Here is a 24157-nt window from a genome sequence, read left to right on the forward strand (position 1 = left end):
CTACAGTGGTAACCAATGAGCCGAATACCGAACTTTGCGAATATCGCCTTTGAAACCGCCGCGCCCGCGCAGCCCGCAGGCCACGCCGAGCCGTGGCTGACGCCCGAGGGCATCCTGGTAAAACCCGGCTACAGCGAGGCCGATCTCGAGGGCATCGACTTCCTGGAGACCTGGCCGGGGATCGCGCCCTATCTGCGCGGCCCCTACCCGACGATGTATGTCAACCAGCCCTGGACCATCCGGCAATATGCCGGCTTCTCCACGGCCGAGGATTCTAACGCCTTCTACCGCCGCAACCTCGCGGCGGGACAAAAGGGCCTTTCGGTCGCCTTCGACCTCGCCACCCACCGCGGCTACGATTCGGATCATCCGCGCGTCACCGGCGACGTCGGCATGGCCGGCGTTGCGATCGATTCCATCTACGACATGCGCACGCTGTTCTCCGGCATCCCGCTCGACCAGATGAGCGTGTCGATGACCATGAACGGCGCGGTGCTGCCGATCCTCGCCTTGTTCGTCGCGGCCGCCGAGGAACAGGGCGTGCCGCCGGAGAAATTGTCGGGCACCATCCAGAACGACATTCTCAAAGAATTCATGGTGCGCAACACCTACATCTATCCGCCGGCGCCCTCGATGCGGATCATCTCCGACATTTTCGCCTACACCTCGCAGAAAATGCCCAAGTACAATTCGATCTCGATTTCCGGCTATCACATGCAGGAAGCCGGCGCGACGCAGGACCTCGAACTCGCCTATACGCTGGCCGATGGCGTCGAATATCTGCGCGCCGGGCTTGCAGCCGGGCTCGACGTCGACCGCTTCGCGCCACGACTGTCGTTCTTCTGGGCCATCGGCATGAATTTTTTCATGGAGGTGGCAAAAATGCGCGCGGCGCGGCTGTTGTGGGCCCGGCTCTTGACGCAGTTCAACCCGCAGGATCCGCGCTCGCTGTCGCTGCGCACCCATTGCCAGACCTCCGGCTGGTCGCTGACCGCGCAGGACGTCTACAACAACGTGATGCGCACCACGATCGAGGCGATGGCGGCAACCCAGGGCCATACCCAATCGCTGCACACTAATGCGCTGGACGAGGCGCTGGCGCTGCCGACCGACTTCTCGGCCCGGATCGCGCGCAACACGCAATTGTTCCTGCAGCAGGAGAGCGGCACCACCCGCATCATCGATCCCTGGGGTGGCTCCTATTACGTCGAACGGCTGACCCGCGATCTCGCCGCCAAGGCGTGGGGGCATATCCAGGAAGTCGAGGCGCTCGGCGGCATGGCCAAGGCGATCGAGGCCGGGGTGCCGAAACTGCGGATCGAGGAAGCCTCGGCCAAGACCCAGGCGCGGATCGACGCCGGACGGCAGGCGGTGATCGGCGTCAACAAGTACAAGCCGGTCAACGAGGCCGCGATCGACGTGCTCAAGGTGGAGAATTCCACCGTGCGCCGCCTGCAGATCGACAAGCTGAAGCGGTTGCGCTCCGAGCGCGACCAGAACGAAGTCGATCAGGCGCTCGCGGCGCTGACGCGCAGCGCCGGCGAAGGCAACGGCAATCTGCTGGCGCTGGCGATCGATGCCGCACGAGCGAAAGCCACCGTCGGCGAAATTTCGGACGCGATGGAGAAGGTGTTCGGGCGTCACCGCGCCGAGATCAAGTCCATCACCGGCGTCTACAAGCGGGAGGCGTCCACCATGTCCAACCGGGTCGAAAAAGTGCAGGCGCTGATCGATGCGTTCGAGCATGCGGAGGGCCGCCGCCCGCGCATCCTGGTCGCCAAGATCGGCCAGGACGGCCACGACCGCGGCCAGAAGGTGATTGCATCCGCCTTTGCCGATGTCGGCTTCGACGTCGATATCGGACCGCTGTTCGCGACCGCCGACGAGGCGGCGCGCCAGGCGGTGGAGAACGACGTGCATATCCTCGGCGTCTCGTCGCTGGCGGCCGCCCATCTCACCGCGGTGCCGGAACTCAAGGCCGCGCTGAAGAAGCACGGCCGCGAGGACATCATGATCATCATCGGCGGCGTGGTGCCGCCGCAGGATTACGAGGCCCTTTACAAGGCCGGCGCGGAAGCGATCTTCCCGCCGGGCACCGTGATATCGGACGCCGCCGAGGAACTGATCCACAAGCTCAACGTCCGGCTCGGCCACAGCGAGGCGGCGGAATAATTCTCCGCCCGGCCAAAGGATCGATCTTGCGTCGCACCGCAATCATCGGCTTCGCCAGGACCACAGGTTTCGCGGTCGTGTTTGCATGTGCCGCGTTGACAGACCTCGCTCCCGCCGCCGAGCAAAAAGCCGATATCTTAATCAAGACCAAGACGATCGAGATCAGCGTCACCCTCGATGTCAGGATCAAGGCCGACCCCGCGCTGGCGCGCAATTGCCACGCGGAAGGAAAGAAATGGGCCGCAGAGTTGCACGCGAACGCAGGCAAGACGAATGGGGAGAGCCCGGAGTCTTTGAGCGGCGCATCGACCTTCGACCGAACCTATTCAATGCGGTCAGTCGTCAACGGACGCTATGTCAGTATTATCCGAGGTGAGCGTGAGTATACCGGCGGCGCGCATCCCAATCATTGGGAGGACACTATCCTGTGGGACAGGACAGCGAACAAGCGCATCAGCATCCGCCCGTTCTTTACCGAAACGGCTGACAACGGACCTGCGCTGAACGCGATGCGGCAGGCCATCATCGCATCTCTGAAGATCGAGAAAAAGAAGCGCGGTGCGGAAGGAACGAATCTCGACCTCATCGAGGGCATCGAGCCGGAGCTCCTGAAGATCGGACCGGTGTCACTGGCGCCGTCGACCGTACAGGGCAAGAGTTCGGGGCTGACGTTTCATTACGCGCCCTACGCGGTCGGCTCCTATGCCGAGGGCGGCTATGTCGCCTTTGTGCCCTGGGAAACGCTAAAACCCTATCTGACCCGGGAGGGCGCTGCGATCTTCGGCGGTTCACGGCCCAAGGGGGACGAAGACCCGCAGCAGTGAGGCGATCTCCTTGCGCCGCGCGGCGGCGCCGGCGCGCGTTCATGCGAACGGGTTCCATCTGCAATGCATCACTCCAACGGCGCCTCCCAACGCCTTGCGACGACAGCGCAAAACCTCCTAGAATGCGCAAATCACAAGAGCGCCCGGCGTCACGGGCGCCGCAGGGAGGACGACCATGTCCAGGATTACGCGCCGCGCCTTCGCAGCTTCCTCCGCCGCGGTAGCGGCCGTCGCGGGCCTTGGCCTCAAGCCGGCTTCGGCGCAGGCCTATCCGGCGCGGCCGGTCACCGTGATCGTGCCATGGGGCGCCGGCGGCGGTACCGATGCGACCGCGCGCATCGTCGCGGCGCTGCTGGAGAAGGATCTCGGCCAGCCGTTCAACGTGATCAACCGCACCGGCGGCTCCGGCGTCGTCGGCCATTCCGCGATCGCCACCGCGACGCCCGATGGCTACACCATTGGCATGCTGACGGTGGAAATCTCGATGATGCACTGGCAGGGGCTCACCGAGCTCGCGCCAAAGAGCTATACGCCGCTCGCGCTGATGAACGAGGATCCGCCGGGCATCCAGGTCCCCTCCTCATCGCCCTACAAGACCGTGAAGGAACTCGCCGACGCCATCAAGGGCGCGCCGGCCGGCAAGTTCAAGGCCTCGGGCACCGGCCAGGGCGGCATCTGGCATCTGGCGCTGGTCGGCTGGATGCAGGCCATGGGGCTCGCCCCAAATCATGTTGCCTGGGTGCCATCGAACGGCGCCGCGCCTGCGATGCAGGACCTCGCGGCGGGCGGCCTCGACCTCACCACCTGCTCGGTGCCGGAAGCGCGCGCGATCATCGAGGCCGGCAAGGCGCGTAGCCTGGCCATCATGGCGGCGGCGCGCAACCCGGCATTCCCCGACGTGCCTACGCTCAAGGAGGCGATGGGCATCGACTATTCGACCGGCGCGTGGCGCGGCATTGCCGGTCCCAAGGGCCTGCCGGACGACGTCGCGACGAAGCTCACCGCGGCGCTGAAGAAAGTCTACGACTCCAAGGAGTTCAAGGACTTCATGAGCAACCGCGGCTTCGGAACGGTCTGGGGCAATGCGACCGAGTTCGCGGCGTTCATGGACAAGGGCAACGCCCAGATGGGCGTGGCGATGAAGGCCGCCGGTCTGTCGAAGGCCTGATCCGCCACCATCGGCTGACCTCGTCCGGATCCGCGGAGCCCCTTCATGCGCCTACCCGATCGCGTCACGGGATTGTTTCTCGTTGGCCTCGGCGCGGCGGCGGCCTATGGCGGCTGGCAATTGCCGCCGGTGCCAGGCCAGCCGGTCGGGCCGAACGTCTTTCCGCTCGTGATCGGCTCGGGCCTCGCGCTGTGCGGGCTCGCGATCGCGTTCGGAATCGGCAACAGCTTCGAAGAGGCAGAAGAGATTATTCCGCTCGAGGCCGGCCAGACCCGGCCGACCGGCAAGCTCTATGGTCTGCGTGCCCTGCTGCCGCCGGCACTGCTGCTGCTCTACGTGGCGGCGGCGGACCGGTTGGGCTTCATCATCACCGCCGCCCTCATCGTCTATGCGACAGCCACCGCGCTCGGCGCGCGCTGGAAGCTTTCGCTTCCGCTCGCCGTGCTGGCGCCGGTCGGTATCCATCTGATTTTCAGCAAGCTGCTGCGCGTGCCGCTCCCGGCCGGGCTGCTGCCAATGCCTTGGTGACCGATGCTCAACACCCTGATCGAAGCCTTCACGCTCATTTCCACCTGGGAAGTCATCATCGCGTTGCTGGCGGCATCAGTCTATGGGCTTGTGATCGGCTCGCTGCCCGGCCTTTCCGCCACGATGGCGACCGCCCTGCTGGTGCCGGTCACCTTCTATCTGTCGCCGATCGCCGCGATTGCTACCATCGTGGCGGCCTCGACGATGGCGATCTTCTCCGGCGACATCCCCGGCGCGCTGCTCCGCATTCCCGGCACCCCCGCTTCGGCCGCCTACGCGGACGAAGCCTACGCCATGACCCGCAAGGGCGAGGCCGAACTCGCGCTCGGCGCCGGCGTATGGTTCTCCGCCGTCGGCGGCATCGCCGGTACGCTCTCGCTGATGATCCTGGCGCCGCCGCTTGCCGAGATCGCGCTGTCGTTCTCGACCTTCGAGTACTTCTGGCTCGCGTTCCTCGGATTGATGTGCGCCACGCTGGTAGCGCGCTCCTCTCCGGTCAAGGCCATCGCGGCGATGTTCCTCGGCCTGCTGGTCGCCTGCATCGGCATCGAAAACCCGGGCGGCGTACCCCGCTTCACGTTTGGCATCACCGACTTGTTCGGCGGCATCGAACCGATCCCCGCGCTGGTCGGCGTCTTTGCCGTGGCGCAAGTGATGCGGGCGATGCTGACACCGGAGCCGCCGCCGATCCCGCGGCGCAAGTTCGGAAGCATCATGGCGGGCCAGTGGCGGCTCACGAAGAAATATCGCGTGCAGATGACCCGCGGCAACATCATCGGCATCATCATCGGCGTACTGCCGGGCGCGGGCGCCGACATGGCCGCCTGGGTCAGCTACGCCATGTCCAAGCGCTTCTCAAAGGAGCCGGAGAAATTCGGGACCGGTCATGTCGAGGGACTGGTCGAGGCCGGCGCCAGCAACAACGCCAGCATCGCCTCGGGTTGGGTGCCGTCGCTGCTGTTCGGCATTCCCGGCGACACCATCGCCGCCATCGCCATCGGCGTGCTCTACATGAAGGGCCTCAACCCCGGCCCGACGCTGTTCACCGAGAAGGCGTCGAGCATGTATGCGATCTACCTCATGTTCATCATCGCGAACATCCTCATGATCCCGCTCGGCATCGTCATGATCCGGCTGGCAAGCTACGTGCTACGCGCGCCGCGCTCCTCCATCATGCCGGTTATCATGCTGTGCTGCGCGGTCGGTTCGTTCGCCATCGGCAACAACATGTTCGGCGTCGTCACCGTCGCAACCTTCGGCATGATCGGCTACGTCATGGAGGAAAACGGCTATCCGGTGGCGGCCATGGTGCTCGGCATCGTGATGGGCACCATGGTGGAACAGGCGTTCGTCACCTCGCTGATCAAGTCCGATGGCAGTCTGCTGCCGTTTTTCGAGCGACCGATCGCAGCGATCCTCGCCGCCATGGCGATCGGCGCGCTGGTCTGGCCGATGCTGGTTTGGGCATGGCGGAGGCTAAAGCGCCAGGCCCCATCTGCGGCGTCGTCCCGCTGAAGACGCCCTACGATCCCCTCGCCTGCGCGGCGCGGCCGTTGTAAACCAAACCATGACCCTGCCCAAGACCATCTCCCCTGACATCGGGAAACTCGCCAAGGATCTCCGCGCCGGCCAGCGCGCGGCGCTGGCGCGCGCGATCACCCTGGTCGAAAGCCGCCGCGCCGATCACCAGGCCGCGGCGCGCGAACTGGTGCAGGCGCTGCTGCCCGCCACCGGCAAGGCGATCCGCGTCGGCGTTACCGGATCGCCCGGGGTCGGCAAATCCACCACCATCGACACGCTCGGCATGCTCCTGATCGCGCGCGGCCACAAGGTCGCGGTGCTGGCGGTGGATCCGTCCTCGGCCCGCACCGGCGGCTCGATCCTTGGCGACAAGACCCGGATGGCGCATCTGGCAAACTCCGACAACGCCTTCATCCGGCCCTCGCCTGCGTCCGGCACGCTGGGCGGGGTCGCGGCCAAGACCCGCGAGGCGATGCTGCTGTGCGAGGCGACCGGCTTCGACGTGGTGCTGGTGGAGACCGTCGGCATCGGCCAGTCCGAGACCGCGGTCTGTGACATGACCGATTTCTTCCTGGCCTTGATGCTGCCGGGCGCCGGCGACGAATTGCAGGGCATCAAGAAGGGCCTGGTCGAACTCGCCGACATGATCGCGATCAACAAGGCCGACGGCGACAATATCAAGCGCGCCAATCTGGCGGCGGCCGAGTATCGCGGCGCGCTGCATATCCTGAGCCCGCGTTCGGAACACTGGCATCCGCCGGTCCTGACCTATTCGGCGCTGACCGGCGCCGGCCTGGAGGCGCTGTGGCAGAAGGTGCTGGATCACCGCGCCGCCATGAACGCCTCGGGCGAATTCGCCGCGCGGCGGCGCGAACAGCAGGTGAAATGGATGTGGTCGATGCTGGAGCAGCGAATGATGGCGCGGCTGCGCGCCGATGCCACTGTTCGCGCCAGGGTCAAGAAGATCGAAATCGAGGTCGCGGAAGGCCGCGTCACCCCGTCAGTTGCCGCCGAACAGATCGCGGAATGGCTGCGGTGAGCGAGCGGCTTCGTATTCTCGTCACCGGTTTCGGCCCGTTCCCCGGCGCGCCGCATAATCCAACCCAGCCGCTGGTCGCGCGGCTGACGCGCCTGCGCCGTCCCGCGTTCGCCGACGTTGAAATCTCCGGGCATATCTTCCCGGTGACCTACGACGCAGTTGACCAGGAATTGCCGCTGGCATTGGCAAAGCACCGGCCGCACGCGCTGTTGATGTTCGGCCTCGCCGGCCGCAGCAAACATGTACGGGTCGAGACCCGCGCCCGAAACGCCGTCACCATGCTCTGGCCGGACGCGGCGCAAACACACGCCCGCAAGGGTTCGATATCCGCTGGCGCGGGAACCCGGAGATTCGGCCCGCATACCGCCAAGCTGCTTCGTGCGGCCAAGGGCACCGGGCTCGACGCCCGTGCCTCTCGCGATGCCGGAAGCTATCTCTGCAACTATTTGAGCTGGCGGGCGATTGAGTCGGTCTCGCTTGATTCCGGCCCGCGTCTTGCCGCCTTCATCCATGTCCCGCCGCTGGCGGGGGATGGCACCGTGAGGCGGAAAGGTTTTCCGCGAATCACGCTGGATGAACTGGTCGATGCCGGCGAAGCGATGCTGCTGGAAATGGTGCGGCTGACGCGACGGGCTTGATAGCGCCTACCCAAACATTAACCCTACCCTCAACAATCGCGGTGCTTGGCCCACCGCGTTCACCGGCAATGCCGGATTTTCGCGATAGCTACGAAGGCACGAATGCCGGCACGTGCGAACCACGAGGCACCACCCATGAGCATTGACCGCCGCCGACTCATAGCAGCGTCCGCCGCCGGCGTTGCCGGCGCGATGGCGATGTCGCCAGATGCCGCTCGCGCCGCGCCATCCGCCTCGACGTTGGGGCGCGACGTCACGCAATATGGTGTTCGCCCCGGCAGCCCCGACGATCAGAGCAAGAACCTGCAACGCGCGATCGACGAAGCCGCCCGGTTGCAGGCGCCGCTGGCGCTGCCGCCGGGCGTCTACCGCACCGGCATGCTCCGCCTGCAAAGCGGCACGCAACTGGTCGGTGTACGCGGCGCGACCAGGCTCGTGTTCAACGGCGGCGCGTCGATGCTGTTGGGCGAAGGCGCCAACCGCGTCGGCCTGTCAGGAATAACGCTCGATGGCGGCGGCATTCCGCTGCCGACGCGGCGCGGGCTCGTGCATTGCCTGGGCGGGCGCGACATCCGTATCGTCGATTGTGAAATCACTGATAGCGGCGGCAACGGCGTCTGGCTTGAGCAGGTCTCGGGCGAAATCTCCGGCAATATCTTCACAAAGATTGCCAGCACGGCCGTGGTGTCGTTCGACGCGCTCGGCCTCATCGTATCGCGCAACAGCATCACCGGCACCAACAACAACGGCATCGAGATCCTGCGCACCGCTGTCGGCGACGACGGCACCCAGGTGCTCGACAACCGCATCGAGGACATCAAGGCCGGGCCCGGCGGCACCGGGCAACACGGCAACGCCATCAACGCCTTCCGCGCTGGAAACGTGATCATTCGCGGCAACCGCATCAAGGATTGCGATTATTCCGCGGTGCGCGGCAATTCGGCGTCGAACATCCAGATCACCGGCAACAGCGTCAGCGATGTTCGCGAGGTCGCGCTCTATTCGGAATTCGCGTTCCAGGGCGCTGTCATCGCCAACAACACCGTTGATGGCGCGGCAGTCGGCGTCTCCGTCTGCAATTTCAACGAGGGCGGACGGCTCGCGGTCGTGCAGGGCAACGTCATCCGCAATCTGCTGCCGAAGCGGCCGATCGCCACCGCGCCTGATGACGACGCCGGGATCGGCATCTACGTCGAGGCGGACACTTCTGTCACCGGCAACGTGATCGAGAATGCGCCCGCCTTCGGGATCATCGCCGGCTGGGGCAAATATCTCCGCGACGTCGCCATCTCAGGCAACGTGATCCGCAACGCTTTCGTCGGCGTCGGCGTATCCGTCGTGCCGGGCGCCGGCACCGCGCTGGTGAACAACAACATGATCTCCGAAACCCCGCGCGGCGCCGTGGTCGGGCTCGATCACGCCCGCGCCGTGACGACCGACCTGTCCGCCGAAGGCGCGCAGCGGTACGCGCAGGTGGTGGTCGGATCCAATGCGGTAAGGCGGTAGTTCGGCCAGAGCGGGATGACTTTTCTTCGAATCGTCATCCTGCTCCAGCTATTTGTCCGAGCATGATCTTTTCGGAAAACCGCTGCACACTTTTCCGGATCTTGCTTTAAAGCGCGTTGCGCAACAGCGGATAGCGTTGCTGGATCGCGTCAATATCAGGCGCCGGCGATGGGCGATCATCCGGGGCGCGCCCCCCCGGCTCAAAGGCAATGATCCGGCTTGCACCTTCAACCGGAGCCCTGGCGCGTTGCGGTTCAAGCTCCGGGGTCGGCTCGGGCGCAACGCGGTCGGTGGGTGGCGTCGATGGCGTTGCGCCGGGCGAGACCGCCGTCGCCGATCGACCGGGCGAGGCTGTACCCCTCATCAAATTCCGCCAGGTTTCAACAGCGGCCTTGGCTTCCTGGATGTTCTGCAGGAGCGCCATTTCGTTGTGATAGCGACGCCAGCGCCCGCTCTCGAATAATTCGGTGAGGTGTTCCAGCCGTTGCTCGGCCAAACTGCACCAGCGCGCGGCGATTTCGCGGCCACGTTCCGCGTCAGCAAGTTGTGTCATAAATCAGCCCGTAACGAGAGAAACGGACGCAGACGCAACCTGGACGAATCAATCGACTGCAATTGACATATTCTGTGGAAAACTCTTGGTTTGTCCAGTGCGCGATGGCCGCGAGCACGCGTACCGCCTGCGAGACCGCGCCAGGATTCGGCGCAAGTCGCGTCACTTATCGTCGGTTCGGTCTGCCCGATCACCCCATGCCGGATGCCCGGGACGGCTTGGTCCGAAATTGAAGCACCAGGCCGAAGCGGCCGGGTTTTCCAGTCGGCGTCCCCGAAAGGAAAAGACCCGTCCGGGGGGACAACCGGACGGGTCAAGCCATATGGGCGCTTGGGGTGGATGGGCGCTCGCGCCTGATACAGCCGATGGGGAGGAATGATCGCTCCCACATGAATTCTGTCGCAACAGCCCGGCGATATGTTCAAAGGCTCCGGACGATTTTCTTGGATTTTTTTGGAAAGCGGCTGGCCGAAAATCACTGCGCCGCGGGGCGGTCGGCGGCTTTTTTCGCTGATTTTTCCGACGCGATCGATGGCATGGGGTCACTCAGGGCCCGGTTCACGGAAGCGTCATTCGGAGACGGCGTGCGCACCGCGGTTTCGCCTCCGGCAGGCTTGCCGGAGACCGCGGCAAGCGGCGCGGCCGGCACGGCGGCCGCAGCCGTGACCGCGGCGAACGCATCAGCCTTTCCTGCCCCGAACAGGTCGTCGCGGCCGGGAGCGCCGAGATCGCCGGCCGTTCTTGTCAGGATCTCACGAATGTCCCCCGGCTTCAACGCAGGGTTTCGTTCCAGCATCAACGCTGCAACGCCGCTGACGTAAGCGGCGGAAAACGAAGTACCCGACGCGATCTGGTATTTCTCTCCGGGCGCCGGCAGGAAGATGTCTGCGCCGGGAGCCGCGAGCGCGATGTGGTTACCCCGGTTCGACGCCGCAAACAACTTTTCCCGCGCGTCGATGCCGCTCACCGCAATCACGTTCGGGTTGGCGGCGGGGTACAGCGGCGGCGATTTCGCGCCGGCGTTGCCTGCCGCGGCTACCATCAGGATACCCCTGCCCGCGGTTGCGGCCACGGCGCGCTCGATCAACGGATCCTTCGGGCCGGCAAAGCTCATGTTGATGATCTGCGCGCCGTGCTCGGTCGCATAGTCCAGGCCCTTGAGGATCACGTAGCTCGTGCTCTCGCCGCCGGTCGATCCGCCGCTGAAAGCGCGGATCGCCAGAAGCCTCGCCTCCGGCGCGCTCCCCATCAGGCGGGCATGGGCGACGATCGCGCCGGCGATGCCGGTGCCGTGGATATGCGGACCCTCCCTGCTTCCGAGCGCATCGAAACTGTCGGCCACCGAATTGACGAGTTCGGGGTGTTTGACGTCGATACCTGAATCGATCACCGCAATGGTGACGTTCATGCCGCGGGCGAGCGCGTGGGCCTGCGGCAAGCGAAGCTGCGCAAGGGCGTATTGCGCGGGATCACCCTCGGACCGCTTCTGGTCCTGCAGGAAATGGCGGAAATTGAACTGAACCGACCGCACGCGACCGTCGGCAGCGAGTTTGTTGCGTACCGCGTCGATCGGGCGGCGATCGACGATCCGGAACAGGCCGATGGTGCTGCCGAGCAGCGCAAAGTTCTGCGACGCGATGCGTTCCAGGCCATGGCGACGCGCCAGCGCATCGGTTTCCGCCTGCGACAACGCGCCGTCGATTTCCGCCACGAGTTCATTATGGACCGCGCGAGGTTTCCCCGCAGCCTGTACCTTGCTGTTGCGCGGGCCGTTCTCGCCCTTTTTGGTCGAGACTCCGTCGCGGCCGCCGGCCGACATCGCGGGGCGATCGAAGCATTCGCCATCGGGGCCACGAAAGGCATGCTCGCAGGCGGGTTGTAGGTTGGGCGAAAAACGCGCGTTCGGAAGCGTCGGATTGATGGAAGGCACCCGCGAGCCCAAATTGAGATTGGGCGAGCGCATTGTGCTTTGCGCATGAGCCGGCGAACTTTCGAAAACCGTCAACGACAGCAAGGCCGCGGACAGCATCAAGACCGCGCGCCGCGCCTCCACCAGCCAACTCATTCTATCGTGAAACATGGGACCTCGGCCTGCCGGCCGCGCGGGGCGCGGCTCACGGCGTTGCCACCGCCAGGCCGACGATCTTCTCGCCCTGCAGTTTTCGCAGCAGGCTAGCGGCCTGCTCCTTGTCCACCGCCTTGCTGCCGAACTGCAGACGGAACAGGCCGCCCCTGGCACCATCGACGATGGACGCCTCATATTTGTCGAGCAGCGCGGTGATATCGGAGATACGCGCTTCGGGCGCGAACCGCACCAGCGCGCGCGGCGGCGCAAGGCTGCTGCCGATATCACGGGTGATTGGCGCCGACGCCGGCGCATTCATGCTCAGCGAAGCCGTCTGGAACGAACTGGTCTTGTTCTGCATCAGCACCGCACCGATCACCCCGGCCTGCAACAACAGCGCAATGGCGCCGAGACTGGCGGACCAGGCAAGCGTGCGCGGCGACATTCTTGCGAAGAATCCGGATGCGCGGGCTGACAAACCTGCCGAGAGCGAAGGCTTGCGCGCCGGCTCGGCGTCGATCGCGGCAAACAGCTTCTGCATGGCGCGCGCGGACGGCGCGCCCAGGCTCTCGTTGAGGCTGATCGTCTCGGCGTATTCCTCGCGAATGACGGCATATTGCCGGGCGAGTCCGGGATCGCTGGCGAGCGCGTCCTCGACGCGACGCGCGTCACGCGCGTTCAGCGTACCCGCGGCATGAAAGGGCAACAGCATCTCGATCTCGCCGGGCTCTTGATCCAGCATCTTCTTGCTCGCCGCCATCATGGCCAACCTCGCTCTATACCGGCTGCCTTGAGCAACTCGGCCAATTTCTTGCGCGCATAAAACAGGCGCGTCTTGACGGTGTTCTCGGGAATACCGACGATCTCGGCCACCTCTTCCACGGACTTCTCGTGGTAGTAGACGAGATCGACAACTTCCCGATGCTCGGGCGAAAGTGCGGTCAGGCACTTGCGCAGCGCTTCACCCGTATCCTTCTTCTGCACGACCACTTCCGGATCGTCAGACGTATCCTCGATCGCATTTGCGGCCTCGTCGTCCAGCCCAACGTCCTTGCGGCGCCTGAGCGCCGACAAGGCCTTGAACCGCGTAATCGCAAGCAGCCAAGTGGTAACGGCGGATCGGCCTTCGAACTTGCCGGCCTGCCGCCACACATCAAGGAACACCTCGCTGATGATGTCTTCCGCGATCTGCTCGTCCCTTACGAGCCGAAGCCCGAAACGGAACACCCTCACATGGTGCCTGCCGTAAAGCACCTGCATGGCGAGCCGATCCCCCAGAGCGATCCGGGCAATCAGAGCGTCGTCCGATACTGCCTGGGTCGCGCTCAACGGCCGTCTCGCAAGATTGGTCTGGTGGGGATGGCCGCGGGTTCGACAGGCTGGGCAATATTCTTCACATTGCGGTGTTCCGATTGCATGTGTGATCTACCCCACAGACGCACACTGCCCCGGCGATCTCGGCCGCCGGAACGAAAGAAGCTCCGAAATTGGTATCATAATAGAGGAACTTTCTTGGATAGCGCGCGATGCGGAACCACCCTACCAAATTCTCGGAACAGCCCAACCCGGGCGAAGGATCGACAGGATCGGTGTTTCAGCAGATTTCCTTTAAGAAACAAAGCAAAAGGCCGCAGTTCAACGGATCAGATTCGGCCAAAAGATACCAAACCTAAAGGCTTTCCCACCTAGATTTTGGCGGAGTTCCATCAACCGGCGAGACCATGGGCACCGCGTCCTCATTCGTAACCACGGCTGAGCTAGACCGCGGCAAGACCCAGCCAACGGCGCGCCTGCTGTTGCGGCGGGCCAGACAGCGCCGCCAAATCCTGGCCATGATCGGCGGCAGCTACGTCATCGATGGCGGAATCCTGCTGCTCTATGCCAAGGCCGGCGCGATCTCCGCAATGATCGGTCCGGCCTACGCGGCGTGCGGGTTGACCTTTGTCATCGCCAGCATCCTGTTGTCGGAAATCGGCTTCAACGAGCGTTTCAGGGACCACTATCTGGTTGCGCCGCAGGCAACCGTATACATGCTGATCGCGCTTGTCTTTGCCTATGTGGCGCCGCAGGTCGGCGGCATGTTCCTGTGCAAGCTATTCATTGTGTTCAGCTTCTTCCCGCTACGTTCTACGCCCTCCCAGACGATGTTGATCTGGACGGCGATGACAACCGGCCTGGCAGGTCTGTTCCTTCTGACCGACAAGCCAGTTTCCATGCCGTATGGCAGCTATCTCGAACGCTTCACGACCCTGCTGGTGTTCGTGCTGACCATCGGGCGTGGCATGTTCCTGGGGATATTCTCCAACTCGCTGCAGCAGTCGCTCTATCAGAGCGGATTGAAGCTCAGGGAAGCCTACAAGCGGATCGAGGAGCTCGCAGAACTCGACGAACTGACGGGTGCCTCCAACCGCCGTTGCATCATGCGGATGCTGGAGGAGGAGATCGCCCGCACCGCACGCACCGGGTCGCCGTGCTCCATCGCGCTCATCGACCTCGACTGGTTCAAGCGCATCAACGACGCCTACGGCCACCCCACCGGCGACGAAGTGCTCCGGGCCTTCGCCATCACCATGTTCGCCAATATCCGCAACGTCGACCGGTTAGGCCGCTACGGCGGCGAGGAGTTCCTGCTCATCCTGCCCGACATGGACGCCAACAGCGCGGTACGAGCCCTCGACCGTTTGCGCGTTATCATTTCCGATCTCGACTGGAGCGCATTCTCGTCCGGCATGAAGGTCACGATTTCTGCGGGCGTCGCAACGCTGAACCCGAACGAGACGTCGGACGTATTACTCGCGCGCGCCGACAGCGCGCTTTATTCGGCAAAGGCGCAGGGACGTAACCGGATCATCAGCGCCTGATACATTTCAGTTTTCGGCGACGGAGAATCCGTCATCGGCCAATTCTCCAGGAAAGAGCCATGAGTTCGAAACGCGCTACATCTCCCGTCAACCTGCTCGACGAGCTGCAGATCACACTGGCGCACGGCACCGTCGCGCGGCGGGTCGAGACCCTGCGCCGGGTGACGGACCTGTTCATCACCGGCGCGGCGGACTATTCCGACGAACAGGTCGGACTGTTCGACGATGTCTTCCAGTGCCTGATCGATCACATCGAAACTTCAACCAAGGCATTGCTTGCCAATCGCCTGGCCCAGATCGATACCGCTCCGCCGCTCACGATCCGCGCGCTCGCTTTCGACGACGTCATCGACGTGGCTGGACCGGTGTTGTCGCAGTCGGTGCGGCTCGACGACCAAACACTGATCGAGAATGCACGCTGCAAGAGCCAGGCGCATCTGATGGCGATTTCGACGCGCAAGGTGCTGAGCGGCGCGGTTACCGATGTGCTGGTGCAGCGCGGCAACGACGATGTCATTCAGAGCACCGTCAACAATCCGGGCGCGGAGTTCACCGAACGCGGCTTCAGCCGCCTGGTCAGCCGTGCCGAGGGCAACGACGACCTCGCGACCTGTATCGGCCTGCGTCCGGCCATGCCGCGGCACCTCTATCTGAAGCTGCTTGCCAAAGCGTCGCATACGGTTCGGCAGCGGCTGGAGGCCGCCAACCCAAGGCAAGCGGCCGAGGTGCCGACCGCCGTCAAGGAAGCGACGCGGCGCGCGCGCTCCGCCACCTCGGCGATTACCTCGAATACCGAGATCGCGCACGCGCTGGTCAAGTCGCTGCACGACCACGACCGGCTCGACGAACCTCAGGTGGCGCAGTTTGCCGAGGCTGGCAAGTTCGACGAGGTCAATGCGTCGATTGCCGCCATGGCGAACATGCCGGTGGCGATCGCCGAGAATATGATGATTGAAAGCCGCGCCGAAGGCGTCATGATCCTGGCGAAGGTCGCGGGATTGTCGTGGTCAACCGTGGTGACCATCATCAAGATGCGCGACGAATTGTCCGGCGCGGAGCCGACCGATCTCGATGCGTGCAAGGACACCTACGAGCGCCTGCGGCCATCGACCGCGCAGCAAGTGCTGCGTTTCCACCGCATGCAGGAGAGCTCGCCGACCGCTAGTACCTGAGCCATTTCGACCCGGCCAACGCGCCGACCGCGGCGACCAGCGCGGTCGCGAGCGTATACCAGGTGGCGACGAACAGCGGCGAATCGTCGGTACAATGCGATGCGTAAAGCGTCGCCGCCAACCCCGCCGACAACATGCCTGCGACGGCGCCGGCCACGGCCGGCCGCGCCGGCGCCCCGTGACGCAACCCGATCAGCGCGCCGGCCAGTATCGGCAGCGACAACGCCGGGATTGCAATCATGCAGATCCAGGAGTTCTTGCCCACCAGCCGGGTCATCATCGGCAACCGCTGCGGTATCATCATCTCGCCACCGATCGCCGCGGCCAAAATTCCGGCCGGTATCAGCAACAGCCAGCCAACGCCCTTCAGCGAGGCTTCCGGTCGCGACAGGTGCAGGCTGGCGGCGATGGCAGAGATCGCAAGCGCCAGCGTCACCGCGAATTTGACGCTGAAGAACGGGTTGCGCATCGCGGTCATCACGTCGGGCCGGATGCCGAACTCGGTGAAGAACATCAATAGCGAAACCGGCGCTGCGGCCAGCAACCCCAGCATCAGCGCGACGGCGACGGACCGACGAGGCCACGCATTGTCGGCCGCCAGCGTTCGAATAAGCTGATCGGTGTCCATTCTCACTGCCCCTGCAACTTCGCCGTCAGGCTGGTGAGGCCCCGGTGCAGCGCCACCCGCACCGCGCCCTCGCTCATCGAAAATCTTGCCGCGGTATCCTTGATCGAAGCGCCGTCGATCGCGATCGACCGCAGCACGTCGCGCTGCCGCGCCGGCAGCGATTGCAATCTAGCGGCGACCTCGCCAGGCGACGCCCTCTCGGCAGGCGTTTCACCGGCAAGCGTCTCGGCGAAATCATCGATATCAACAAAAATACGCCGACCACGCCGGCGCAACGCGTCGATCAGCTTGTTGCGGGCGATCGCAAACAGCCATGGGGCAAACGGAGCGCTAACGTCCCAGGTGTGCCGCTTCAAATGGACCGCCAGTAAAATGTCCTGCACGATGTCCTCGGATTGATCGGCCGGTTGCCCCGCCCGCGCCAGACCGCGGCGAGCCGCGGCCCGGAGCACCGGCGTGACGGCCTTGAGAAGGCGATGATACGCCACCCTGTCGCCTGAAATGGCCGACCGCATCAGGTCGGTCCATTCGTCATCCCGTTCGCGCACGCGCGCTCCTACCCGACAATTCGTTCAATCTTTCAATTTGTTACACGAGATCATGCCCTCACAAGATCGTGATGGGCGGTCTGGCGCCGTGCGGGACTCAGCAGACGGGTTCCCGCACGAGCCGCTCTTAACATTGATCGGCATGGTTAGCATCCCGACCTGGCCCTCCACGCGTTGAGGGAACTGCCCTAGCCCGCCGGTCTTGCCCAATAGTTGCGCGATTCCTCGAAGATTCCCTTTTTTCGCCGCGTTGTAGACAAGCGGCGCAGTCTCTTTCCTGCCGGCGGGCCAACGGGAGCAACCCCATGATGATGAGAGCCAGCGCAGGCTCGGCACTGCTGTTGGTCGCAGGGGTCCTGGGGTGTCTGGCTGCACCGATGCCGGCAACCGCAACCAGCCCGGACGAGGCCGCGGCTACCAAATCGATACGCGGCACGTCAGGAAAATCCGCGCAGCATTTACGCAGTCTGAAGGGCCAACCCGCTCGCAAACACGATCGCAAAGCCGTTAAAGCCGCCGCGACTCAAAAGTCGGCGGACAAGAAAGTAGCGGACGTAAGCGGCAGCGGCCCGCCCGCTATCCCGGCCTGGGTGGCCAACGCCAACGCGCAAATGAATCTGCCGGATGCCGCGCCCGACAGCGCGAGAGCGATGTCGGAGGCGATGACGGCCAAGGCCGGCTTCAACCTGCTGGCGGCGGCGAGCGGAACGGTTGAGGCGCAAGTTCCCGCCGATCGCGCCGGACTTTTTTCCGGTCCGCGCAATGAGTTCGATCAGAGCTTGCAGGAAACCCGTTCGGAGCAGACGGTCGCGATCGCTCCACTGAGGCCCGCATCACCACCAACGGCCATGGCATCCAGCGGCGACGGTCTGGATCAAGCTTCGCTGATCGGAAAGATCCTGATTGCGGTCGGCGCCCTGCTGACGATGGCCTCCGCGGCGCGCATGCTCCTGGCGTAGTTCATATCCGTGCAACGGAGGCTGCCACGCACCCGGCTGTACCGCGCTCCCACTTGAAGCCCACCTCGCCAACGGGCACATTGCCCGCGAAATCGGCTACCCGAGGTGAACCATGGCGACGTTCGAACACATCATTGTCGAGAGCAAGGGAGCGGTTGGCATCATCACGCTCAATCGACCGAAGATGCTCAACGCGCTGTCGTTTGGCGTGTTTCGCGAGATCGCCGCCGCCGTCGATGCGTTCGAGAACGACGACCGGATCGGCTGCATTCTGCTCACCGGCAGCGAAAAGGCGTTCGCCGCCGGCGCCGATATCAAGGAGATGCAGCCGAAAGGCTTCATCGACATGTTCTCCAGCGACTTTGCGTCGATCGGCGGCGACCGTGTCGCCACCTGCCGCAAGCCGACGATCGCGGCCGTCAGCGGCTACGCGCTCGGCGGCGGCTGCGAACTGGCGATGATGTGCGACATCATCATTGCGTCCGACACCGCGAAATTCGGCCAGCCGGAAATCACGCTCGGCACCATACCGGGCATCGGTGGCACCCAGCGCCTGACGCGCGCGGTCGGCAAGTCCAAGGCCATGGACCTCTGCCTGACCGGACGCATGATGGACGCCGCGGAGGCCGAGCGCTCCGGCCTCGTCAGCCGCGTCGTGCCGGCGGACAAGTTGATGGAAGAGGCGCTGGCGGCCGCCGAAAAAATCGCCTCGATGTCGCGCCCTGCGGCCGCCATGGCCAAGGAAGCCATCAACCGCGCCTTCGAGACCCCGCTGTCGGAGGGGATGAACGTCGAGCGCAACCTGTTCCACGCGACCTTTGCCCTGGAAGACCGCGCCGAAGGCATGGCCGCGTTCATCGAGAAGCGCAAGCCGGTGAACAGGAACAGGTAGGGCGGCGAGGCCGGAGCAGCACTGCGCTATCGTCCCCTTCCCCGCTTCAGCACCACAGAGAGCACGACACGCCAGGCTTCGCCGGTGAGCCCACCCGCAAAAAGAAGGCGGTGTGCGTTAATGTCGCGCAGCGGTTTATCTGTTGCCGCACCGCAGCATGGACAGATAGAATAGCACTGCGGTCGGGTGGCGCGAGATAGGCAAGCCGGTTTCCCACGGGACTAAGTTCAGGCGAGATGGCGCGGGTTTTCATCAGGATGGACTGTTACGTCCTCGTGTTCGCGACGGCATCAGATGCGTAAGCGCAAGATAGTATTCGGTCGTGCCGGACGGCGCGCGTTTCGATCGAGCATTGCCTTGGGCGTTGTGACGTGCGTGGCGTTGGCCGCGCCGGCCGCGCAAGGCGAAAGCCTCCCGGAGGCGCTGACCAAGGCCTATCAGACCAATCCCCAGCTCAATGCCGAGCGCGCGCGCCAGCGCGCTACCGACGAGAACGTGCCGCAGGCGCTTTCGGGCTACCGGCCGCAGATCGTGGCCGGGCTATCGGCCGGCCTTCAGGCCGTGCGGAACCTGCTGCCCGACAACACGATCCAGTCCGCAACCCTTAGGCCATGGACCGTCGGGGTCACCGTGACCCAGACGCTGTTCGACGGTTTCAAGACCGCCAACAGCGTGCGCGTGGCGGAGTTGCAGGTGCAATCAGGCCGCGAGGCGCTGCGCAACGTTGGTCAGGGCGTGCTGCTTGACGCCGTCACCGTCTACACAAATGTTCTGGCCAACCAATCACTGGTCGAAGCCCAGCGGGCCAATGTTGCGTTCCTGCAGGAAACGCTCGACATTACCCGAAAGCGGCTCAATGCCGGCGACGTCACCCCGACCGATACCGCGCAGGCCGAGGCTCGCCTGAACCGCGGGCGCGCCGATCTGAATGCCGCCGAAGTCAATCTGGCCGTGAGCCAGGCGACCTATAGCCAGGTGATCGGCAACGCGCCGACCCAGCTCCGCCCGGCGGAAACCGTCGACCGCCTGCTGCCGCGCAGCCGCGAGGACGCTCCAGGCCTCGCCTTCCGGCAGCATCCGACGGTGATGGCGGCAAGCTTTGACGTTGACGTCGCCTCCACCTCCATCCGCGTCGCCGAGAGCAGTTTGATGCCGAGGATCGAATTGCAGGGCAGCGTCAGCCGCAACAGGCAGACGGACGCCACCCTCGGCAGCTTCGGGACGGACCAAGCCTCGGTGGCCGGCCAACTGACGCAACCGATCTACGATGGCGGCCTTGCGGCCTCGCGGACCCGACAGGCCAAGGAAATCGCGGCCCAAAGCCGGCTGGTGCTGGACCTGTTCCGCAACCAGGCACGCACGGCGGCGGTCGGCGCCTGGGTCGCCAATGAAGGCGCCAAGGTCGCCGTCGCCGCGTCCGAGTCCGAGGTGCGCGCCGCCACCGTCGCCCTCGACGGCGTGCGGCGTGAAGCGGCCGGCGGCCAGCGCACCACGGTCGACGTGCTCAACTCGCAGCAGGACCTGGTTTTGGCGAAGGCGCGATTGATCGGCGCGCAGCGCGATCGCGTCATCGCCTCCTACACCCTCCTCAGCGCCATTGGACGGCTCGACGTCAAGACGCTCGGCCTCAACACGCCGGACTATCTGCCGGAAGTGCATTATCATCAGGTGCGCGACGCCTGGCACGGGCTGCGGACCCCGTCGGGACAATAGTTGGCGATAGCTCGCGATTTTCTTGCCATCGCGTTCTCGCGGCGCTGATCGCCCGAGGTTTGTTTCGATCATCGGCCCTCCTCGATGAAGAGACAGCGTTGTTTGCGCAGTTTAAGCTTTCTTCGCAGCCGTCCGCGCCGTTACAATGCACGCCGCACCTATGCAGCGCGGATCAACAAAGGAAAAACAAATGGATTTGGGTTTGAAGGGGAGAAACGCAATCGTGCTTGGCGGCACGCGCGGCATTGGGCGGGCGATCGCGGATACACTGGCGGGCGAAGGCGCCGGCGTCGCTGTCTGCGCCCGCAACGCCGATCAAGTCGCGGCCACCGTGGCCGAACTGAAGGCCAAGGGCGTTCGGGCGACCGGCGCCCCCGTGGACGTCACCGACGGCGCCGCGCTGAAATCGTGGATTACGGATGTCGCCCGGGAACTGGGCAGCATCGACATGCTGTTCTCCAACGCCGGCGCCATGGCGCAGGGCGGCGATGCCGCGTCATGGGAGCAGAATTTCCGGCTCGACGTGCTCGGCGCGGTGCATGCGTTCGAGGCCGCGCGGCCCTTCCTCGAAGCCAGCGGCGAGCAGCGCGGCGATGCCGCCTGCGTCATCATCTCTTCAATTTCCGCCGCGCAGGCCGACAACGCCAGCTCCTACGGTCCGATCAAGGCGGCACTGATCCACATGGCCAAGGGGCTGGCGCGGCAATATGCGGGCAAGAAGATCCGCGTCAACGTGGTGTCGCCGGGCACGGTCTATTTCAAGGGCGGGATCTGGAACACGATCGAGCAGAACATGCCCAAGCGTTACCACGATACGCTGGCACGCAACCCGACCGGCCGCATGGCGACCCCGCAGGAGATTGCCAACGCCGCCGTGTTCCTGGCGAGCCCGGCCTCCTCGTACACGACAGGCTCCAATCTCGTCGTCGATGGCGCGATCTCGAACCGGGTGAATTTCTGAGGTACGCGCCCGGCGTTCTGCGCGCCAGGCCCGTGAGGGGGAAACGGCGCGTCTGCGCCGCTCCTACCAACGAACGGCAGACGCCAGCGCGAAGCGATCGCCATCGCGCCAGCGCGGGCCATTCGATGGATGCCGCGCTCCTCGGCCTGCGGCACCGCAACCACCAAGACCCGCATCACCTGGTCCGAGCCGCTCCCGAACAGGGAGAACCTCTCACACGTATTTTTTCGTGACCAGCCGCGATTTATGACACTATTGCTGCAATCAGATGTCAGTTCAGTAAATTTTGGAGCAGCGAATGAGTTTGGAATGGCGGGCGCGGCCGGATTCCCTGGCCTGGTCCAACCCCGTTTCCTGGTGGTGGGGCCTGCTGAGCGTCGTCAGCGCGGTCAACATCGCGGCCTGGTTCTGGCTGTATCGGCTGCTTCCCCAGCAGACGCCGGGCGGTACCGGCTCCGGGATCGAACTCATGCTGCTGCTCTGTGCGGCGTATGTTTTCGGCTGCGCCTTCCGCTCGGTCCTGCCGCGCGCCGACGTGCAGCGGATCTGCCTGTTCGACACCTGGCTGTCGAGCGTCGTCGTCGGCCGCTCGGTGGCGACGGTGGCCGAGCTCTGCTTCGTGGCGCAGTGGGCGATCATCCTGCACCAATTGGGCACGATGACGGGCGCGGAAACCGCCGTGACTGCGGCATGGGTAATCGTGCCCCTGATCCTGGTCGCCGAATACCTGTCATGGCATGCGGTGCTGACCCGGAATTACCTCGGTAACGCGATCGAGAATTCGCTATGGGCGGTCGCCTTCTTCATCATCGGGGTCGGGCTTTGCCGGCTGCTGCCGGAATTTCATGGATCGGTGCGCGTGGTCCTCGCCGTGACGATCGGCGGGATCGCGTTCTACCTGGCGTTTCTAATGAGCGTCGACGTCCCGATGTACCTCAGTCGCTGGCGGACCGGGGCTGCCGATGGCGACCGGCGCCTAAGACCCCGCGAGGGTCTCCGCGACGTCAGCACGCGCTGGGTGGTGACGCACGACCTTGCCGAGTGGAAGGGCGAGATCGCCTGGATGTCGCTTTATTTCAGTGCGGCGGTCTGGGCGAGCCTCGCGCTGTGCGTCGCATATTCGCTCGACCATGAGCTACCCCGCTATCGGACCGAGGCTGCGGTTGCAAGCGGGCCGCCGGGCGCGATACCGGCGGCTGCCGGCGTCAGCCTGGCGCGCATGCCGGTGCATTAATCATCCGTCTCCAGACCGGTAAACTTGAACTTAATCAACTAAGGGAACCTTACAGAATATCCTTCAAGGTAAGGACCGGTTGCGCCTGGCCGGCTCAACGACGGATGGTCATATGCCTTTAGAAGACGCAAAGACAAAGGTTCAGCGAGAGCCGCGGCGCGAATTGCGCAAGCGGCCGACCTGGATGACGGTCGATGACGGCGTGACGAAGATCGAATGCTTCGTCCTCGATGTCTCGCCAGGCGGCGCCAAGATCGCAACCGATGCCGCGATCGACGTCAGGGACCGCTTCCTGCTGGCGCTGGTGCCGGAGCATCCGAAGCGGCAGGGCTGCGAGGTCGTGTGGCGCCGCGGCAAGACCTACGGCATCAAGTTCCTGGCTGAGCACGACGGCCTGGCGCAAGCTCCAGCCTCTCCGGCCGCAGAGAAGCCGATCATCGTGGGTGGCGACTTCCAAACCTGAGCGTGCAACCGAAGATATCCCGCGATGCAGCGGGACGATCGCCGGCTCCGGTCTGACGGGAGAAGCATTGTCTCGCGGCGGGCCTGTCGTGTATCACACGGACGGGGCTTTCGTTTCACGGCACAGACTATTGAACAGGTTTCAGATAGGCACACATTTTCTCGCCCTCGCCGCGGCCTTCGCGCTCGCGGTCCCGATCGGCTGGGATCGGGAGAAGCGCACGCGAAGCGCCGGGCTGCGAACCTTTCCGCTTGTCGCCCTCGCAAGCTGCGGATTCGTGCAGGCCAGCGAAAACCTGCTCGTGCATTCCCCCGACGGCATGGCCAAGGTCATCGAAGGACTGATCACCGGCATTGGCTTCATCGGCGGCGGCGCGATCCTCAAACTGGGCCACAGCGTACAGGGCACCGCGACGGCGGCGAGCCTGTGGGCGACCGGCGCGATCGGCGTCTCGGTCGGGCTGGGCAGCTACGACGTCGCGGTGACCGTCGCGGTTTTCACGTTCCTGACGCTGAAGCTGCTCACGATGGTCAAGGAGGACGGCGACCTCAAGAAAGGCGAAGGCGACGGAGCCGATTGACCGCAGCGGGTCTCAATCAGCGGCTCGGCCTCAGGCCTCCGGACCGCGCTGCAGTGCAACCGGAGCAGCCATCCCGGTCTGCCGCCATGGCACGCCACCAAATTGTCACGTTGCCGGCGAATTGCAGACCAA

The 24157-nt window shown here is 64.6% G+C and carries 23 protein-coding genes; 17 read left to right on the forward strand and 6 right to left on the reverse strand.

Features of this window, described 5'->3' with window-relative positions; genetic code table 11:
- Positions 1-15: 15 nt before the first annotated feature.
- From scpA to Q0D31_RS03650, 8 genes are all read left to right on the forward strand, one after another.
- Positions 16-2172, forward strand: a complete 2157-nt coding sequence (scpA, locus tag Q0D31_RS03615; protein WP_291845235.1) for a methylmalonyl-CoA mutase — start codon at positions 16-18, stop codon at positions 2170-2172.
- A 26-nt stretch (positions 2173-2198) separates the two neighbouring features.
- Entirely contained in the window at positions 2199-2996 is a 798-nt protein-coding gene (locus Q0D31_RS03620; protein WP_291845237.1) for an RsiV family protein, read from the forward strand.
- Between the two features lie 175 nt (positions 2997-3171).
- On the forward strand, positions 3172-4164 hold the full coding sequence (locus Q0D31_RS03625) for a tripartite tricarboxylate transporter substrate binding protein (RefSeq protein WP_291845238.1): 993 nt from the start codon (positions 3172-3174) through the stop codon (positions 4162-4164).
- A gap of 45 nt (positions 4165-4209) precedes the next feature.
- Positions 4210-4692 carry a tripartite tricarboxylate transporter TctB family protein gene (locus tag Q0D31_RS03630; protein ID WP_291845240.1) on the forward strand — a complete coding sequence of 161 codons (483 nt, stop codon included), beginning with the start codon at positions 4210-4212 and terminating at the stop codon, positions 4690-4692.
- Positions 4693-4695: 3 nt separating this feature from the next.
- Positions 4696-6207 carry a tripartite tricarboxylate transporter permease gene (locus Q0D31_RS03635; protein WP_291845242.1) on the forward strand — a complete coding sequence of 504 codons (1512 nt, stop codon included), beginning with the start codon at positions 4696-4698 and terminating at the stop codon, positions 6205-6207.
- Positions 6208-6259: 52 nt separating this feature from the next.
- On the forward strand, positions 6260-7252 hold the full coding sequence (gene meaB / locus Q0D31_RS03640) for a methylmalonyl Co-A mutase-associated GTPase MeaB (protein WP_291845244.1): 993 nt from the start codon (positions 6260-6262) through the stop codon (positions 7250-7252).
- Positions 7249-7890 carry a pyroglutamyl-peptidase I gene (locus Q0D31_RS03645; RefSeq protein ID WP_291846738.1) on the forward strand — a complete coding sequence of 214 codons (642 nt, stop codon included), beginning with the start codon at positions 7249-7251 and terminating at the stop codon, positions 7888-7890. Before meaB ends, Q0D31_RS03645 begins: the two co-directional genes overlap by 4 nt.
- 135 nt (positions 7891-8025) lie before the next feature.
- Complete coding sequence (locus tag Q0D31_RS03650; protein WP_291845246.1) at positions 8026-9396, forward strand: TIGR03808 family TAT-translocated repetitive protein; 1371 nt, start codon at positions 8026-8028, stop codon at positions 9394-9396.
- Between the two features lie 106 nt (positions 9397-9502).
- Here the strand turns inward: Q0D31_RS03650 and Q0D31_RS03655 are convergent, their stop codons facing one another.
- From Q0D31_RS03655 to Q0D31_RS03670, 4 genes are all read right to left on the reverse strand, one after another.
- A complete protein-coding gene (locus Q0D31_RS03655) occupies positions 9503-9949 on the reverse strand; it encodes a TIGR03809 family protein (protein WP_291845248.1) in 447 nt (148 codons plus the stop codon).
- Positions 9950-10424: 475 nt separating this feature from the next.
- On the reverse strand, positions 10425-11978 hold the full coding sequence (locus Q0D31_RS03660; protein WP_291846740.1) for a S8 family serine peptidase: 1554 nt from the start codon (positions 11976-11978) through the stop codon (positions 10425-10427).
- Between the two features lie 85 nt (positions 11979-12063).
- Positions 12064-12777, reverse strand: coding sequence for a hypothetical protein (locus Q0D31_RS03665; protein ID WP_291845250.1), 714 nt, complete (start codon positions 12775-12777; stop codon positions 12064-12066).
- The gene (locus Q0D31_RS03670) at positions 12774-13343 is read right to left on the reverse strand and encodes a sigma-70 family RNA polymerase sigma factor (RefSeq protein WP_291845252.1); all 570 of its coding nucleotides are present in this window, start codon (positions 13341-13343) and stop codon (positions 12774-12776) included. Before Q0D31_RS03670 ends, Q0D31_RS03665 begins: the two co-directional genes overlap by 4 nt.
- A 392-nt stretch (positions 13344-13735) precedes the next feature.
- On the opposite strand from Q0D31_RS03670, the gene Q0D31_RS03675 reads away from it, so the two are divergent.
- Together Q0D31_RS03675 and Q0D31_RS03680 are read left to right on the forward strand one after the other, a co-directional pair.
- Positions 13736-14875, forward strand: a complete 1140-nt coding sequence (locus Q0D31_RS03675; RefSeq protein ID WP_291845254.1) for a GGDEF domain-containing protein — start codon at positions 13736-13738, stop codon at positions 14873-14875.
- A 59-nt stretch (positions 14876-14934) separates the two neighbouring features.
- Entirely contained in the window at positions 14935-16047 is a 1113-nt protein-coding gene (locus Q0D31_RS03680; RefSeq protein WP_291845256.1) for a DUF2336 domain-containing protein, read from the forward strand.
- On the opposite strand, the gene Q0D31_RS03685 is transcribed toward Q0D31_RS03680, so the two are convergent.
- Positions 16037-16675: a DUF1109 domain-containing protein gene (locus Q0D31_RS03685; protein WP_291845258.1), complete on the reverse strand. Its 639-nt coding sequence runs from the start codon at positions 16673-16675 to the stop codon at positions 16037-16039. The two genes, Q0D31_RS03680 and Q0D31_RS03685, sit on opposite strands and share 11 nt — an antisense overlap.
- A 2-nt stretch (positions 16676-16677) precedes the next feature.
- Positions 16678-17223, reverse strand: a complete 546-nt coding sequence (locus Q0D31_RS03690) for a sigma-70 family RNA polymerase sigma factor (protein ID WP_291845260.1) — start codon at positions 17221-17223, stop codon at positions 16678-16680.
- 305 nt (positions 17224-17528) lie between these two features.
- On the opposite strand from Q0D31_RS03690, the gene Q0D31_RS03695 reads away from it, so the two are divergent.
- The 7 genes from Q0D31_RS03695 to Q0D31_RS03725 all read left to right on the forward strand — a co-directional run bounded on the left by Q0D31_RS03695 (position 17529) and on the right by Q0D31_RS03725 (position 24025).
- Complete coding sequence (locus tag Q0D31_RS03695) at positions 17529-18182, forward strand: hypothetical protein (protein ID WP_291845269.1); 654 nt, start codon at positions 17529-17531, stop codon at positions 18180-18182.
- 112 nt (positions 18183-18294) lie between these two features.
- The gene (locus Q0D31_RS03700; protein ID WP_291845277.1) at positions 18295-19074 is read left to right on the forward strand and encodes an enoyl-CoA hydratase; all 780 of its coding nucleotides are present in this window, start codon (positions 18295-18297) and stop codon (positions 19072-19074) included.
- A gap of 294 nt (positions 19075-19368) precedes the next feature.
- Positions 19369-20787: a TolC family outer membrane protein gene (locus Q0D31_RS03705; protein ID WP_291845285.1), complete on the forward strand. Its 1419-nt coding sequence runs from the start codon at positions 19369-19371 to the stop codon at positions 20785-20787.
- A gap of 190 nt (positions 20788-20977) precedes the next feature.
- Positions 20978-21748, forward strand: coding sequence for an SDR family oxidoreductase (locus Q0D31_RS03710; RefSeq protein ID WP_291845295.1), 771 nt, complete (start codon positions 20978-20980; stop codon positions 21746-21748).
- 298 nt (positions 21749-22046) lie between these two features.
- A complete protein-coding gene (locus Q0D31_RS03715) occupies positions 22047-22982 on the forward strand; it encodes a hypothetical protein (protein ID WP_291845305.1) in 936 nt (311 codons plus the stop codon).
- Positions 22983-23094: 112 nt separating this feature from the next.
- Positions 23095-23445, forward strand: coding sequence for a PilZ domain-containing protein (locus Q0D31_RS03720; protein ID WP_291845314.1), 351 nt, complete (start codon positions 23095-23097; stop codon positions 23443-23445).
- A 130-nt stretch (positions 23446-23575) separates the two neighbouring features.
- Entirely contained in the window at positions 23576-24025 is a 450-nt protein-coding gene (locus Q0D31_RS03725; RefSeq protein ID WP_291846742.1) for an MgtC/SapB family protein, read from the forward strand.
- Positions 24026-24157: the final 132 nt, after the last annotated feature.

The sequence above is a fragment of the Bradyrhizobium sp. genome, assembly GCF_022844465.1.
Taxonomy (GTDB): Bacteria; Pseudomonadota; Alphaproteobacteria; order Rhizobiales; family Xanthobacteraceae; genus Bradyrhizobium.

What these genes read in the sequence shown, in the direction of transcription:
- scpA (WP_291845235.1), top strand. Translation starts at nt 16, where the DNA reads ATGAGCCGAATACCGAACTTTGCGAATATCGCCTTTGAAACCGCCGCG.
- Q0D31_RS03625 (WP_291845238.1), top strand. Translation starts at nt 3,172, where the DNA reads ATGTCCAGGATTACGCGCCGCGCCTTCGCAGCTTCCTCCGCCGCGGTA.
- Q0D31_RS03630 (WP_291845240.1), top strand. Translation starts at nt 4,210, where the DNA reads ATGCGCCTACCCGATCGCGTCACGGGATTGTTTCTCGTTGGCCTCGGC.
- Q0D31_RS03635 (WP_291845242.1), top strand. Translation starts at nt 4,696, where the DNA reads ATGCTCAACACCCTGATCGAAGCCTTCACGCTCATTTCCACCTGGGAA.
- meaB (WP_291845244.1), top strand. Translation starts at nt 6,260, where the DNA reads ATGACCCTGCCCAAGACCATCTCCCCTGACATCGGGAAACTCGCCAAG.
- Q0D31_RS03650 (WP_291845246.1), top strand. Translation starts at nt 8,026, where the DNA reads ATGAGCATTGACCGCCGCCGACTCATAGCAGCGTCCGCCGCCGGCGTT.
- Q0D31_RS03655 (WP_291845248.1), bottom strand. Translation starts at nt 9,949, where the DNA reads ATGACACAACTTGCTGACGCGGAACGTGGCCGCGAAATCGCCGCGCGC.
- Q0D31_RS03660 (WP_291846740.1), bottom strand. Translation starts at nt 11,978, where the DNA reads ATGCTGTCCGCGGCCTTGCTGTCGTTGACGGTTTTCGAAAGTTCGCCG.
- Q0D31_RS03665 (WP_291845250.1), bottom strand. Translation starts at nt 12,777, where the DNA reads ATGATGGCGGCGAGCAAGAAGATGCTGGATCAAGAGCCCGGCGAGATC.
- Q0D31_RS03675 (WP_291845254.1), top strand. Translation starts at nt 13,736, where the DNA reads ATGGGCACCGCGTCCTCATTCGTAACCACGGCTGAGCTAGACCGCGGC.
- Q0D31_RS03680 (WP_291845256.1), top strand. Translation starts at nt 14,935, where the DNA reads ATGAGTTCGAAACGCGCTACATCTCCCGTCAACCTGCTCGACGAGCTG.
- Q0D31_RS03685 (WP_291845258.1), bottom strand. Translation starts at nt 16,675, where the DNA reads ATGGACACCGATCAGCTTATTCGAACGCTGGCGGCCGACAATGCGTGG.
- Q0D31_RS03695 (WP_291845269.1), top strand. Translation starts at nt 17,529, where the DNA reads ATGATGATGAGAGCCAGCGCAGGCTCGGCACTGCTGTTGGTCGCAGGG.
- Q0D31_RS03700 (WP_291845277.1), top strand. Translation starts at nt 18,295, where the DNA reads ATGGCGACGTTCGAACACATCATTGTCGAGAGCAAGGGAGCGGTTGGC.
- Q0D31_RS03705 (WP_291845285.1), top strand. Translation starts at nt 19,369, where the DNA reads ATGCGTAAGCGCAAGATAGTATTCGGTCGTGCCGGACGGCGCGCGTTT.
- Q0D31_RS03710 (WP_291845295.1), top strand. Translation starts at nt 20,978, where the DNA reads ATGGATTTGGGTTTGAAGGGGAGAAACGCAATCGTGCTTGGCGGCACG.
- Q0D31_RS03715 (WP_291845305.1), top strand. Translation starts at nt 22,047, where the DNA reads ATGAGTTTGGAATGGCGGGCGCGGCCGGATTCCCTGGCCTGGTCCAAC.
- Q0D31_RS03720 (WP_291845314.1), top strand. Translation starts at nt 23,095, where the DNA reads ATGCCTTTAGAAGACGCAAAGACAAAGGTTCAGCGAGAGCCGCGGCGC.